The following is a 13,015-nucleotide window of genomic DNA, read 5'->3' on the forward strand; positions in this document are numbered from 1 at the left end:
ACAAATGAAAGAAATAACAATTACAAAAAGAGAAGAGGGACAGCGTTTTGACCGATTTCTTGGAAAGTATCTTCCGGGAGCTTCCTCCGGTTTTCTTCATAAGATGCTCAGAAAGAAGAATATTAAGCTTAATGGGAAAAAGGCAGAAGGACGGGAGAAGCTCAGTGCCGGAGATGTGATCCAGATTTTCTTTTCGGATGAGACATTTGAGAAGTTTCAAAAACCGCAGGAAGGCGGAAAACAGGATGCATTTACAGATGGTAAAAGTATGGTACAGAGAACGCCGGGGAAACAGATAGAAAGAACGAAACAAAAGAAAAGACTGACAAAAGAAGAGATGAATCTTCGCGAACAGGTAAAAGTTCTCTATTCTTCTGAAGATATTCTTGTATTTCACAAACCGGCAGGAATGCTTTCACAAAGAGCCAAAGCAGACGATGATTCTTTAAATGATTATCTGATCGATTACTGTATAAAAAATGGAATTATTTCACGAGAGGAGCTGGCAGCCTTTCGTCCATCTGTTGCAAATCGTCTTGACCGGAATACAAGCGGGATTGTTCTTGCAGGAATTTCAATCCGGGGACTTCAGACCTTATCTACCATGTTAAGAGAGCGTACTCTTGGAAAGTATTATCTTTGTCTTGTAGAGGGAAGAGTAAAAGAAGATGCCCGTATCCCAGGGTATCTGACCAAGGAAGAACGGAATAATAAAGTTGCACTTCATAAAGAAAAAGTAGAAGGGGCATCGTATATCGAGACAGAGTATACGGTTCTTAAAAGTACGGAAAGGGCGAGTCTTTTAAAAATTCGTCTTATTACAGGAAAGAGTCATCAGATCAGAGGACATCTGGCTTCTACGGGACATCCGGTGTTCGGTGATTATAAATATGGTAATAGAGAGTTTAATAACCAGATCAAATGGAAAGAGGGAATTAACTATCAGCTTTTGCACAGTTATGAACTGATTGTGCCGGAAGGAGCAGGAGAACTTTCAGGATTACACATTATTGATCCGGTGCCCGAAGCCTTTCATCAGGTTCAGAAAAATTGGAATTTAGAATTTTCAGGGCTTTCTTATACCAAGACTTCCCATCAAACTGCTTCTCGTTTAGATAAGAGAAAAAATGACAGAGAGGGACGGAAGTAATGGCAACCTGGAATTCAAGAGGACTTCGGGGTTCTGTCTTAGAGGAACTGATCAATTATGCGAATCAAAAGTATAAAGACAAAGACCTGGCTCTTATTCAGAAGATTCCTACGCCCATTACACCAGTTCGTTTTGATAAAGAATCAAGGCATATCACGCTTGCCTATTTTGAAAAGAAAAGTACAGTGGATTATATTGGGGCAGTGCAGGGAATTCCCGTTTGCTTTGATGCAAAGGAATGTGCTGCCGATACGTTTTCTTTACAGAATTTACATCCTCACCAGGTAGAGTTTATGAAAAATTTTGAAAAACAAAATGGAATCAGTTTTTTGTTAATCTACTATACACATCGGCAAAAATGTTATTATCTGAGATTCTCAGAAATGATGAAGTATTGGGAGCGAATGGAACAGGGAGGTCCTAAAAATTTTAAATATGAAGAATTATCTCCGGCTTTTTTTGTGCCGGCAGCCGGCGGGATTGCATTACATTACCTTGTAGCAATGCAGGAAGATTTAAAAGAAAGAAGTGTTCGGTAGATTGACGAACCTTCATTTTTCATATATAATAAGACTTTGTAAAATTTTGAGGATTATAATGTTTTTAGATATGAGGTGAGAGAAAAGTGATTAAGAGCATGACAGGATTCGGACGCGGGGAGAGTGTGTCAGAGGACTGTAAGGTAACTGTGGAGATTAAAGCGGTGAACCATAGATATTGCGATCTGAATATGAAGCTTCCAAGAAAGCTTAATTATTTAGAAGCGGATATCCGGAACTTTTTAAAACAATCTATTCAGCGTGGTAAGGTAGATGTTTTTATAAATTACGAAGATTTATCGGCAAAAGATGTGAATGTCCGCCTGAATGAAGAGCTGGGCAGAGAGTATTATGCCGCACTGACAAGATTAGGCGAAACGCTTGGAATTTCAAGCGAAGTAACCGCATTACAGATTGGAAGATTTGCTGATGTACTTACGTTAGAAGATGTGCCTGTGAATCAGGATTCGATCAAAGAACAGATCATGGAAGCTTTAAAAGAAGCCACGAATCACTTTTCTGCCAGCAGAGAAAAAGAAGGCGAGAATCTCAGAAACGATATTCTTATAAAGCTTGATGAAATGAAAGAGAATGTTACCTTTATCGAAGAAAGGTATCCGGCGATTGTCAGTGAATACCGTAAAAAGCTTGAAGATAAAGTTGCAGAACTTCTAGAGGACTCTAATATAGATGAGAGTCGTATTGCAGCAGAAGTTGTTATCTATTCAGATAAGATCTGTGTAGATGAAGAGACTGTCCGCTTAAAGAGCCACATTGATGGAATGCGTGATGAACTCTTAAAGGGCGGTAATGTCGGACGTAAGCTCGACTTTATTGCACAGGAGATGAACCGAGAGGCAAACACTATTTTATCAAAGGCGAATGATATCGAAGTGTCAGATCATGCAATTGATTTAAAAACAGAGATTGAAAAAATTCGTGAACAGGTGCAGAATATAGAGTAGACGGAGAGAGAATGGCAGATTTTATTAATGTAGGTTTTGGAAATATGGTGAATGGAGATAAGATTATTTCCATGGTCAGTACAGATGCCGCGCCAGTCAAAAGAATGATACAGAATGCAAGAGACGAAGGAAAGGCAGTTGATGCCACCTGTGGACGGCGTACAAGGACAGTGCTTGTTATGGAAAGTGACCATCTTATTTTATCTGCCCTTACGACAGATACGTTATCTTCCAGATGCCATAATAAACGCAGTGATGAGGATGAGGAAAATGAAAGATAAGGGAACATTAGTTGTAATTTCCGGATTTTCCGGTGCAGGCAAAGGAACAGTATCAAAAGCTCTCGTTGAAAAGTTTGGATACAGTCTTTCGGTTTCGGCAACAACCCGTCAGCCGAGAGAAGGAGAACAGGACGGAAGAGAATACTACTTCAAATCAGAAGATGATTTCTTACGTCTGATCGATTATAATGGATTTATTGAATACGCACAGTATGTAGATCATTATTATGGAACTCCAAGAAAGTTTGTAGAAGACGAGCTTGAAGCAGGACATGTTGTGATCCTTGAGATTGAAGTACAGGGTGCGATGAAGATAAAGGAGCAGTATCCGGATGCAATTCTTTTATTTATTACAGCGCCATCAATCGAAGTACTTAAGAACCGTCTGATCGGACGAGGTACGGAGACAGCGGAAGTCGTAGAGAAGAGAATGCGAAGAGCAGCAGAAGAAGCAGAAAGTATTGAACAGTATGAGTTTATCGTCAGCAACGAAGAAGGTAAGCTTGAAGATTGTATGAATACGATTCATTCTATTATTGAAAGCGAGTCCTGTCGTATTACAAAGAGACAGGAATTTGTGGCAAGCCTTCGAGAAGGTTTGGAAGAATATAAAGAGAATACCGAAAAAGAAAAATAAGACAAAGAGAAAGGAGACTTATTTTATGTTACACCCATCTTATACAGAGTTAATGGAAAAGATTAATAAAGAAGGCGAACAGGGAGAAGAACCGGTTATCAACAGCCGTTATTCTATTGTTATTGCAACTTCTAAAAGAGCAAGAGAGATTATTGCAGGTGATGAACCTTTAGTAAGTGGAATGGAAGGAGAGAAACCTTTATCCATTGCTGTTAAGGAATTATATGATTCTAAACTTAAGATTCTTCCGGGAGAAGATGATGTTGTTGAAGATGAAGAGAATCTTTCTAACGAAGAGTTTGAAGAATTAGGAGAAGTTGATCCGGCATTTACAAATGTGGAGTAGTAAGAAAAAGGCAGACACCAGTATCCAGGGTCTGCCTTTTTATATCAGAAAAGATACGTTTTTAAAAGCAGATGGCAAGTGGAAAGCAGCCTATATTTTATCAGCATTCCTGGTAATTGCTATGTTATGCATGATTTTTTGTTTTTCAGCAGCAGATGCCACACATTCCTCGCATTTAAGTGAAGGAGTATGCATTCGGCTTGTTCGTGAAGTCAGTTCGGTTTTCCCGGAACAGTTTCCTAAAGAGAGAATGCTTGAAATCGCAGCGATCATAGAGTTTCCGATTCGGAAATGTGCACATTTTTCAGAATATGCAGTGTTGAGTATTACTGTAAATTTATATTTGTGGGTTTGCCTTCGCATGGAACGATTGCTAGAAGCAAAGAAATGGAAGATTTTTTTAAGAGCAGAAGTTTTTTGTGCCTTGTATGCCTGCAGTGATGAACTTCATCAGTATTTTGTGCCGGGAAGAAGTTGTCGTTTTTTTGATGTCTGTGTGGACAGTACAGGTGCATTTTTCGGAGCATTGTTATTCTGGGGAATGTATTTTTATTTGAGCAAACGAAAAAGACAGGAAATTTTTAGAGTGGATGGATGTTGACGCTTTTTTATAAAACAGCTACAATAAAAATACGTATGAAATAATGGATAATAGAATCGATGTATGTCGATTTAAAGATAAAAGAAAGAAGAAAAGCGGATTTTCCGGACTTGAAGGGAGCGTTTGAAATGAAGTGCAGTCAGTTATTAGAACATATAGAGTATACATGTTTACAGGGAAGCACAGATGTAAAGGTCAGTGCGGTAGTGAATGATTCAAGAAAGATAGAAGAAGGCTGTCTTTTCTTGTGTATTAAGGGAGCTTCTTTTGATGGACATACGTTTGCGGCAGAGGCGGCCAAAAAGGGAGCAGCAGTTTTAGTTGTAGAAGATGCAGTAGAAGTACCGGAAAGCGTAACAGTAATTAAAGTAGATAACACTCGTTATGCCATGGCATTGATTTCAGCAGCATGGTTTGGTTATCCGGCGAATGAACTTACAACAATCGCTGTTACCGGAACGAAGGGAAAGACGACAACAACCTATATGGTAAAGGCGTTATTAGAAGAAGCCGGACATAAAGTTGGTGTCATCGGAACGATTGAGGTTGTTATTGGAGAGAAACATATCCCTGTCAATAATACGACACCGGAATCTTATGATATTCACAGCTATTTCAGACAGATGGCAGAAGAAGACTGTGATGTAGTTGTTATGGAGGCATCTTCACAGGGCTTTAAGTTAGACAGAACTGCCGGAATTCTGTTTGATTACGGCTTATTTACAAACCTTTCTCCCGATCATATCGGACCGAATGAACATAAGGATTTTGCGGAATATCTTTCTTGCAAAGCAAAGCTGTTTCAACAGTGTAAATATGGATATGCGAATCTTGATGATGAGCATTTTGCAGAGATTACGAAGAAGGCCACTTGCCAGATCGAGACATTTGGCTTAAATGAAAAGGCAGATTTAGTGGCATATGATGTAGCACTTACGAGAGACAGAGATTTCTTAGGTGTGGATTTTGATTTAAAGGGAACATATGAAGGCAGAATTTCCTGCGGGGTACCGGGAACATTTAATGTGCATAATGCATTAGGAGCAATCTGCATTGCCGGCCATATGGGTGTAACAGTAGAACAGATGAATAAAGCACTTCGTCATTTCAGTGTGAAGGGAAGAGTACAGATTGTACCTACAGGATATGATTATACATTGATTATTGATTATGCACATAATGCAGTAGCGTTAGAGAGTATTTTGAATACATTAAGAGCATATGATCCTCCAAGACTGATTAGTTTATTTGGATGTGGCGGAAACCGTTCCAAGCTTCGTCGTTATGAGATGGGAGAAGTATCCGGCAAGCTTGCGGATTTTACGATTATCACATCGGATAATCCAAGATTTGAGGAGCCACAGGCAATTATCGATGATATTTTAACAGGAATGAAAAAGACAGACGGAGAATATATTTCTATTATTGACCGCCGGGAAGCGATTTCCTATGCGATGCATCACGCACAGCCGGGCGATATTGTAGTTCTTGCCGGAAAAGGTCATGAAACATATCAGGAGATTGAAGGCAAGAAGTATCACATGAGCGAAGAAGAAATTGTTCAGGATGTTCTTGACGGTAAATATTAAAGCAAGGGAAATATTATGGGAGACAGTAATATAAGATATGCTGACATAATTATAGACATTTCCCATGAGGCACTCGATAAGGTATTCCAGTACAGAGTGCCTCTTTCCTTATGGGAAGAAGTGCAGCCAGGTAGTCGGGTTTTCGTTCCGTTTGGAAGAGGAAACCGGGAAACGGAAGGATATGTCATTGCGATTCGCCAAGAGGCAGACTATGAGGAAAGTAAGATTAAGGAAATTCTCCGGGTAAATACAGAGGGGATTTCTGTAGAGTCTGAATTGATCCAGGTTGCGTCTTTTTTAAAAGAAAAGTATGGTTCGACAATGATACAGGCACTTAGGACAGTGTTGCCGGTAAAGACAAAAATGAAACCGAAAGAAGAAGTTTTTATCACACTTTCTATGGAAAAAGATACGGCACAGCAATTACTTTGCGAATGGGAACGTAAGCATTTTACAGCCAGAGCAAGATTTTTATCAACACTGCTCAAAAAAGAAAGAATGCGAAAAGAAGAAGCGGTGAAGGCGTGTAATTTTCCTTTGAAAGAGCTTAGAAAGCTTTCAGAACAGGGGATTATAAAGTTAGAGTCAAGGATTAAGTATAGAAATCCGTTTCCAGAACTTGTAACAAGAAAGCAAGGCTGGCCTTTAAATGATGAGCAAAGAGCAATCGTAGATAATTTTAAAGAAGAATACAGGAAGGGAGAGCGAAGAACCTATCTGCTGTACGGTATTACAGGAAGTGGCAAGACAGAGGTTTATCTTTCTTTAATCAAAGAAGTTCTTGCGGCAGGCAGACAGGTTATCGTGCTGATTCCGGAAATCTCTCTTACTTATCAGACAGTACGACGTTTTTATGAGCGCTTTGGAGAACGAATTGCTGTCATTAATTCCAGAATGTCAAAGGGAGAGAAGTCAGATGCCTGCGAGAGAATCCGGGCAGGCGAGGCGGATGTTATCATCGGGGCACGTTCGGCTCTGTTTGCTCCAACAGAACGGCTGGGGCTGATTGTGATAGATGAGGAACATGATGGCGCCTACAAAAGTGATACTTCCCCAAAGTATCATGCAAGGGAAACCGCTATTTATCGGGCTAAGCTTTGTGGAGCCAGTGTTGTTCTGGGTTCTGCTACGCCCTCTGTAGAGGCATATGCACATGCTTTGAACGGAGAATATCAGTTATGGACCTTAAAAAAGCGAGCTGGGAATGCAATCTTACCTAATACACAGATTGTTGACCTTAGAGAAGAGTTTAAAAAGGGCAACCGTTCGATTTTTAGCGAGGAACTTCATAAAAAGATAACGGAATGTCTGGAAAGAAAAGAACAGATCATGCTGTTTTTAAATCGACGCGGTTTTGCAGGTTTTGTTTCCTGCCGGGCCTGTGGCCAGGTGATCAAGTGCCCGCATTGTGATGTTACACTGACCTATCATCGAAATGGAAAGCTGCGTTGTCATTATTGTGGGCATGAAGAAGTGTTCACAAAACAGTGTCCGATTTGTAAAAGTCCACATGTGGCGGCATTTGGTCTTGGCACAGAAAAGGTAGAAGCGGCGCTTCATCAGGAGTTTCCAGCCGCCAGAGTACTCCGAATGGATATGGATACGACAAAAAGAAAGCATGCCCACGAAGAAATGCTTGCTGCTTTTGCAGCCGGGAGGGCAGATATTCTTCTGGGAACCCAGATGATCGTAAAAGGGCATGATTATGCCAATGTCACTTTAGTAGGAATCCTTGCAGCGGATCTGTCTCTTCACGAGCAGGATTTTCGAAGTGGTGAGAAAACATTCCAGCTTTTATGTCAGGCAGCCGGGAGAGCCGGAAGAGGAGAGAAGGCAGGTAATGTTATTATCCAGACATACTCTCCAGAACATTATGCAATCGTTGCTGCAGCCAGACATTCTTATGAGAATTTCTTTAAGGAAGAATATACATACCGGAAATTAATGGCTTATCCGCCATGTGCACATATGCTGGTCATTCTGATACAATCCGGTGATGAATCGCAGTCGATCATCGCAATGCTCCGTATTGAAAAGATAATAGAGCAAAGTCAGTCAGGAGAGATGGATCCGATACAGATTTTAAATCCTGGACAGGCGAGTCTTTCAAAACTTAAAGATGTATATAGACAGGTTCTTTACTTAAAACATAAAGAAGAAGAGAGATTATTGGATTTAAAGAGACGGTTAGAGCCAGTTTTAGAGAAGCATCCGATGTTTGCGGGAATATCCATACAGTTTGATTTTGACCCGCTCTCACATTACTAATTCACTTTACGACAGGCGCTTACGATGTTATAATCGAGAGTGCATTAAAAATACGAGGAGGAAAAGAAATGGCAATTCGTAAAATTCGCTTTATTGGCGATCCATGTTTAAATAAAGTATGTAAACCGGTACAGAAGATCACCCCTTCAATCGAGACACTGATCGAGGATATGTTCGATACAATGTATGAGGCAAGAGGGGTTGGTTTAGCAGCACCACAGATAGGAATTTTAAGAAGAATCTGTGTCATTGATGTTATGGATGGTGATCCAATTATTTTAATTAATCCAGAAATTATTGAAACATCCGGAGAACAGACCGATGAAGAAGGATGCTTAAGTATCCCAGGCAAGTGTGCTAGTGTGACACGAGCAGATTATGTTAAGGTTAAGTCCTTTGATATGGATCTGAATCCTGTAATTATTGAAGGAGAGGGACTTCGTGCAAGAGCTCTTTTACATGAGATGGATCATCTTGATGGTATCCTTTATGGAGAGAGAGCTAATGAGCCGTATCACGATGTGGAGGAAGAAGAATGCGAGTAGTATTTATGGGAACACCGGATTTTGCGGTTCCTACATTAGAAGCTCTTATAGAGAAGCATGAAGTTGTCGGTGTCGTGACACAGCCGGATAAGAGAAAAGGCCGCGGTAAAGCGATGGCATTTTCACCGGTGAAGGAGAAGGCATTAGAACATGAGATTCCGGTTTATCAGCCGGTAAAGGTAAGAGAAGAAGCATTTGTTCAGATCCTTCGTGAACTAGATCCAGAGGTGATCGTTGTTGCTGCCTTTGGACAGATTCTTCCGGAAAGCATTTTAAATATGCCGAAGTATGGATGTATTAATGTACATGCTTCCTTACTTCCAAAGTATCGTGGTGCAGCACCGATTCAGTGGTCCGTTATTGACGGAGAAAAGGAAACCGGTGTTACGATTATGTATATGGAAAAGGGCTTAGATACCGGAGATATGATAGAACACGTTGTTGTACCGATTGATGCGAAAGAAACCGGAGAATCTCTTCATGATAAGCTTGCAGTGGCAGGAGGTCCGCTGTTATTAGATGTTCTTGCAAAGTTAGAGAATGGAACAGCTGTACGGACTCCGCAGAATGATGCAGATAGCTGCTATGCAAAAATGCTTACAAAGGATTTAGGTAAGATTGACTGGAATAAAGATGCGGTATCTATTGAACGTCTGATCAGAGGACTGAATTCCTGGCCAAGTGCGTATACTGCATTTCATGATAAGACACTTAAGATCTGGGATGCTGATGTGGAAGAAGGAAGCAGTGATGCACAGCCGGGAACCGTTGTAAAAGTTACACCGGATGCCCTTTATGTGCAGACAGGAAAGAATCTTCTTAAACTGAATGAAGTACAGATCCAGGGCAAAAAGAGAATGCCAGTAAAGGCATTTTTACTTGGACATAAAGTAGAAATCGGGACTTTACTTGGACAAGATAATGAAAACAATCGTTGACAGGTCAGAGAAGAAGAAAGGAAAAGCAGATGGAGAAGCGGACAGATATGAGAGCGGAAGCTCTCGATACGCTGATTGATATTGAAAGAAATAAAAAGCTTTCTCATATTGCAATCGGAGAGACACTGATGCGCCACCAGTTTGAAAAAAAGTCTGACAGGGCTTTTTATACCAGACTTTGTGAGGGAGTAACAGAGAGAAAGATTTATCTGGATTATATCCTTGATACGTATTCAAAAACGCCAATGAGAAAGTGTAAGCCGCTCATACGCTCTCTTCTGCGAATGGGAGCATACCAGATCCTGTTTATGGATGTAAGAGACGCGGCTGCCTGTTCGGAGGCAGTATCTCTTGCAAAAAAAAGAGGATTTGGCAGACTCAGTGGTTTTGTAAATGGAGTTTTACGAACCATCGTAAGAGAAAAAGATAGTCTGCCTGTTCCTGACAAAAAAGAATTTGATAAGTATCTGAGCATCACATATTCTGTACCGGAATGGCTTAGTCGTCTCATGATCGATCAGTATGGTGCTCAAACCGCAGAGACGATGTTTGCTTCTTTTTTAGAGGCAAGACCACTGACGATCCGTACCAATCTTTCTGTAATTACACCAGAGACATTAGAAGAGGAACTGAAAAAAGAGGGGGTCAGTGTGGAAAGAGGAAGCTATCTTCCCTATGCCCTTACGATTTCTCATTTGAATTATCTTGGGAAGCTTGCAGCTTTCCGTCAGGGAAAGTTTGCAGTGCAGGATGAGAGTTCACAGCTTGCTGTAGAAGTTGCAGATATCAACGAAGGCGATTTTGTTCTTGATGTCTGTGCGGCACCAGGCGGGAAGACATTCCATGCGGCAGACCGGCTTCATGGAACCGGAAAGGTTCTTTCAAGAGATTTAACAGAATATAAGACAGATCTGATCGAGGAGAATAAAGACCGGATGTGTTATGAGAATGTAGAAGTACAGCAATGGGATGCACTTGTAGAAGATGAACGTCTTTTAGAAAGTGTGGATGTTCTTCTTGCAGATCTTCCCTGTAGCGGACTGGGCATTATGGGAAGGAAGAATGATATCAAATATCAGATGACACAACAGCAGCTTTCTGAGCTTGCACAGCTGCAAAGAAATATACTTTCCGTTATCTGGAAGTATGTAAAGCCAGGCGGAGAGATGATTTTCTCTACCTGTACACTGAACCGGGGAGAGAATGTAGAGAATATCCGCTGGATAGAAGAGAATACACCAATGCGTCTGGTATCGATAGAAGACTATCTGCCAGAGAACCTTAAAGGCAGAACAGGAAGTCAGGGATATTTACAGCTGATACCGGGTAAGGATAGCTGTGATGGCTTCTTCATTTCAAAATTTGAAAGACCGGAGGCGAGATAGATGGATTTAAAATCCATGACAATGGAAGAACTGACAGATTGTATAGTAGAACTTGGCGAGAAGAAGTTTCGGGCAAAGCAGATTTATGGATGGCTGCATCAGAAGCTGGTAAGAAGTCCGGAAGAGATGAGCAATGTTCCGGCAAAGTGTCTGGAGAAGCTTTTAAAAGAGCATCCTTTTTATGGAGTAGAAGAAGTAGAACATTATGTATCAAAGATAGATGGTACACAGAAGTTTTTATTTTCTCTGCATGATGGAAATATGGTAGAGAGTGTATTGATGAAGTATAAACATGGAAACTCCGTTTGTATTTCTTCACAGGCAGGCTGCCGTATGGGCTGCCGTTTCTGTGCATCTACGTTACTTGGATTGTCAAGAAACTTATATCCATCCGAAATGCTCGATCAGATCTATGCGATTCAGAAAGCTACAGGGGAGAGAGTATCGCATCTTGTAGTAATGGGAACAGGAGAACCATTTGATAATTTTGAATCATTATGCCGTATGATTGAACTGCTCTGTTCACCGGAAGGATTGAATATCAGTCATAGAAATATTACAGTATCCACCTGCGGAATCGTACCAAAGATTTATGAATTTGCAGATAGAAATCCGCAGGTTACCTTGGCGATTTCTTTACATTCGCCAAATGATACGATGCGAAAAGAACTGATGCCGATCGCAAATAAATATTCTATGGATGAACTGATGAAGGCTGCGAAGTATTATACGAAGACAACCGGCCGGAGAATTACATTTGAATACAGCCTTGTAAAAGGAGTTAACGATAAAAAGGAACATGCCGAAGAACTCATTTCAAGAGTGAAAGGCATGAACTGCCATGTTAATCTTATTCCGGTAAATCCAATCAAAGAAAGAGATTTTGAACAATCTACACAGAATAATGTAACGGCATTTAAACATATACTGGAACGACAGCATATTCAGGTGACGGTCCGCAGGGAGATGGGAAGAGATATTCAGGCTGCGTGCGGACAGTTAAGGAAAAGCTATAAAGAAAGGAGTGGGAATGAATGAAATCTTTCGGCATGACGGACATTGGAAGAAAGCGAAAAGTCAATCAGGATTATCTGTTTTTTTCTGATGAGCCGATTGGCTGTTTCCCCAATCTCTACATTGTAGCAGACGGAATGGGTGGACATAAGGCTGGCGATAAAGCATCCTCTTATGCGGTAAACCGTTTTGTGGAGCTGGCGAAGAAAGAGAAGAAAGAACTTCCCTTCCTCGTTATGGAACGACTTTTAAATGAAGTAAATGAAGCAGTATACGAACTGTCTTGTAAAGAAGAACAGTATGCAGGAATGGGTACAACATTTGTAGCAGCGACAGTAGTAGATAAAACAGCATATATTATGAATGTGGGAGATAGCCGGCTATATTATTTTGATGGCAAGATCCGTCAGGTAACAATGGACCATTCTCTCGTGGAAGAACTGGTTCGAGCTGGCGAGATTGACCGGTCAGAAAGCCGGAATCATCCACAGAAAAATATTATAACAAAGGCAGTAGGTGTGGCAGAAGATATTCAGCCGGATTTCTTCATTGTTGATATGGAAGAAGGAAGTTCGCTTTTATTATGTTCTGACGGACTGACAAATATGGTAGACGATGAAAAACTAGAAGAGATTTTATCAGAGGATTGTACAGAAGAAGAATATGCAGGTAAATGCATAGAAGAAGCTTTGTTTTATGGTGGCCTTGATAATATTGCGGTTGTCATCGCCCGGAATAGAAGTGGGAGGTGAAAACA

The 13,015-nt window shown here is 40.7% G+C and carries 14 protein-coding genes; all 14 read left to right on the plus strand.

Features of this window, described 5'->3' with window-relative positions; genetic code table 11:
- The first annotated feature begins 4 nt into the window (after nucleotides 1–4).
- Complete coding sequence (locus EHLA_RS03065; protein WP_096239278.1) at nucleotides 5–1,150, plus strand: RluA family pseudouridine synthase; 1,146 nt, start codon at nucleotides 5–7, stop codon at nucleotides 1,148–1,150.
- Nucleotides 1,150–1,689 (plus strand): Holliday junction resolvase RecU, encoded by a 540-nt coding sequence (locus EHLA_RS03070; protein WP_096239279.1) that lies wholly within the window; start codon nucleotides 1,150–1,152, stop codon nucleotides 1,687–1,689. Before EHLA_RS03065 ends, EHLA_RS03070 begins: the two co-directional genes overlap by 1 nt.
- A gap of 86 nt (nucleotides 1,690–1,775) precedes the next feature.
- Nucleotides 1,776–2,654, plus strand: a complete 879-nt coding sequence (locus tag EHLA_RS03075; protein WP_021908021.1) for a YicC/YloC family endoribonuclease — start codon at nucleotides 1,776–1,778, stop codon at nucleotides 2,652–2,654.
- Between the two features lie 11 nt (nucleotides 2,655–2,665).
- The gene (locus tag EHLA_RS03080) at nucleotides 2,666–2,935 is read left to right on the plus strand and encodes a DUF370 domain-containing protein (RefSeq protein WP_021908020.1); all 270 of its coding nucleotides are present in this window, start codon (nucleotides 2,666–2,668) and stop codon (nucleotides 2,933–2,935) included.
- On the plus strand, nucleotides 2,925–3,572 hold the full coding sequence (gene gmk / locus EHLA_RS03085; RefSeq protein ID WP_096239280.1) for a guanylate kinase: 648 nt from the start codon (nucleotides 2,925–2,927) through the stop codon (nucleotides 3,570–3,572). The genes EHLA_RS03080 and gmk overlap by 11 nt, the downstream gene beginning before the upstream one ends.
- Before the next feature lie 25 nt (nucleotides 3,573–3,597).
- The gene (rpoZ, locus tag EHLA_RS03090; RefSeq protein WP_096239281.1) at nucleotides 3,598–3,918 is read left to right on the plus strand and encodes a DNA-directed RNA polymerase subunit omega; all 321 of its coding nucleotides are present in this window, start codon (nucleotides 3,598–3,600) and stop codon (nucleotides 3,916–3,918) included.
- Nucleotides 3,908–4,519, plus strand: coding sequence for a VanZ family protein (locus EHLA_RS03095; protein ID WP_096239282.1), 612 nt, complete (start codon nucleotides 3,908–3,910; stop codon nucleotides 4,517–4,519). The genes rpoZ and EHLA_RS03095 overlap by 11 nt, the downstream gene beginning before the upstream one ends.
- A gap of 128 nt (nucleotides 4,520–4,647) precedes the next feature.
- A complete protein-coding gene (locus EHLA_RS03100) occupies nucleotides 4,648–6,108 on the plus strand; it encodes a UDP-N-acetylmuramoyl-L-alanyl-D-glutamate--2,6-diaminopimelate ligase (RefSeq protein WP_096241539.1) in 1,461 nt (486 codons plus the stop codon).
- 15 nt (nucleotides 6,109–6,123) lie between these two features.
- Nucleotides 6,124–8,376, plus strand: a complete 2,253-nt coding sequence (gene priA, locus EHLA_RS03105; RefSeq protein WP_096239283.1) for a replication restart helicase PriA — start codon at nucleotides 6,124–6,126, stop codon at nucleotides 8,374–8,376.
- A gap of 68 nt (nucleotides 8,377–8,444) precedes the next feature.
- Entirely contained in the window at nucleotides 8,445–8,921 is a 477-nt protein-coding gene (gene def, locus EHLA_RS03110; protein ID WP_021908014.1) for a peptide deformylase, read from the plus strand.
- Entirely contained in the window at nucleotides 8,912–9,859 is a 948-nt protein-coding gene (gene fmt / locus EHLA_RS03115; RefSeq protein WP_096239284.1) for a methionyl-tRNA formyltransferase, read from the plus strand. The genes def and fmt overlap by 10 nt, the downstream gene beginning before the upstream one ends.
- 29 nt (nucleotides 9,860–9,888) lie before the next feature.
- Nucleotides 9,889–11,244, plus strand: coding sequence for a 16S rRNA (cytosine(967)-C(5))-methyltransferase RsmB (gene rsmB / locus EHLA_RS03120; protein WP_173854257.1), 1,356 nt, complete (start codon nucleotides 9,889–9,891; stop codon nucleotides 11,242–11,244).
- Nucleotides 11,245–12,282 (plus strand): 23S rRNA (adenine(2503)-C(2))-methyltransferase RlmN, encoded by a 1,038-nt coding sequence (rlmN, locus tag EHLA_RS03125; RefSeq protein ID WP_096239285.1) that lies wholly within the window; start codon nucleotides 11,245–11,247, stop codon nucleotides 12,280–12,282. It begins immediately after the preceding gene.
- Complete coding sequence (locus EHLA_RS03130) at nucleotides 12,279–13,010, plus strand: Stp1/IreP family PP2C-type Ser/Thr phosphatase (RefSeq protein ID WP_021908010.1); 732 nt, start codon at nucleotides 12,279–12,281, stop codon at nucleotides 13,008–13,010. Before rlmN ends, EHLA_RS03130 begins: the two co-directional genes overlap by 4 nt.
- The last annotated feature ends 5 nt before the right edge of the window (nucleotides 13,011–13,015 follow it).

Source organism: Anaerobutyricum hallii, assembly GCF_900209925.1.
GTDB lineage: Bacteria > Bacillota > Clostridia > Lachnospirales > Lachnospiraceae > Anaerobutyricum > Anaerobutyricum soehngenii.

Bases quoted from the DNA above. Each gene is read 5' to 3' on its own strand.
- EHLA_RS03065 (WP_096239278.1), top strand. From the start codon at position 5: ATGAAAGAAATAACAATTACAAAAAGAGAAGAGGGACAGCGTTTTGAC.
- EHLA_RS03070 (WP_096239279.1), top strand. From the start codon at position 1,150: ATGGCAACCTGGAATTCAAGAGGACTTCGGGGTTCTGTCTTAGAGGAA.
- EHLA_RS03080 (WP_021908020.1), top strand. From the start codon at position 2,666: ATGGCAGATTTTATTAATGTAGGTTTTGGAAATATGGTGAATGGAGAT.
- gmk (WP_096239280.1), top strand. From the start codon at position 2,925: ATGAAAGATAAGGGAACATTAGTTGTAATTTCCGGATTTTCCGGTGCA.
- rpoZ (WP_096239281.1), top strand. From the start codon at position 3,598: ATGTTACACCCATCTTATACAGAGTTAATGGAAAAGATTAATAAAGAA.
- EHLA_RS03095 (WP_096239282.1), top strand. From the start codon at position 3,908: ATGTGGAGTAGTAAGAAAAAGGCAGACACCAGTATCCAGGGTCTGCCT.
- EHLA_RS03100 (WP_096241539.1), top strand. From the start codon at position 4,648: ATGAAGTGCAGTCAGTTATTAGAACATATAGAGTATACATGTTTACAG.
- priA (WP_096239283.1), top strand. From the start codon at position 6,124: ATGGGAGACAGTAATATAAGATATGCTGACATAATTATAGACATTTCC.
- def (WP_021908014.1), top strand. From the start codon at position 8,445: ATGGCAATTCGTAAAATTCGCTTTATTGGCGATCCATGTTTAAATAAA.
- fmt (WP_096239284.1), top strand. From the start codon at position 8,912: ATGCGAGTAGTATTTATGGGAACACCGGATTTTGCGGTTCCTACATTA.
- rsmB (WP_173854257.1), top strand. From the start codon at position 9,889: ATGGAGAAGCGGACAGATATGAGAGCGGAAGCTCTCGATACGCTGATT.
- rlmN (WP_096239285.1), top strand. From the start codon at position 11,245: ATGGATTTAAAATCCATGACAATGGAAGAACTGACAGATTGTATAGTA.
- EHLA_RS03130 (WP_021908010.1), top strand. From the start codon at position 12,279: ATGAAATCTTTCGGCATGACGGACATTGGAAGAAAGCGAAAAGTCAAT.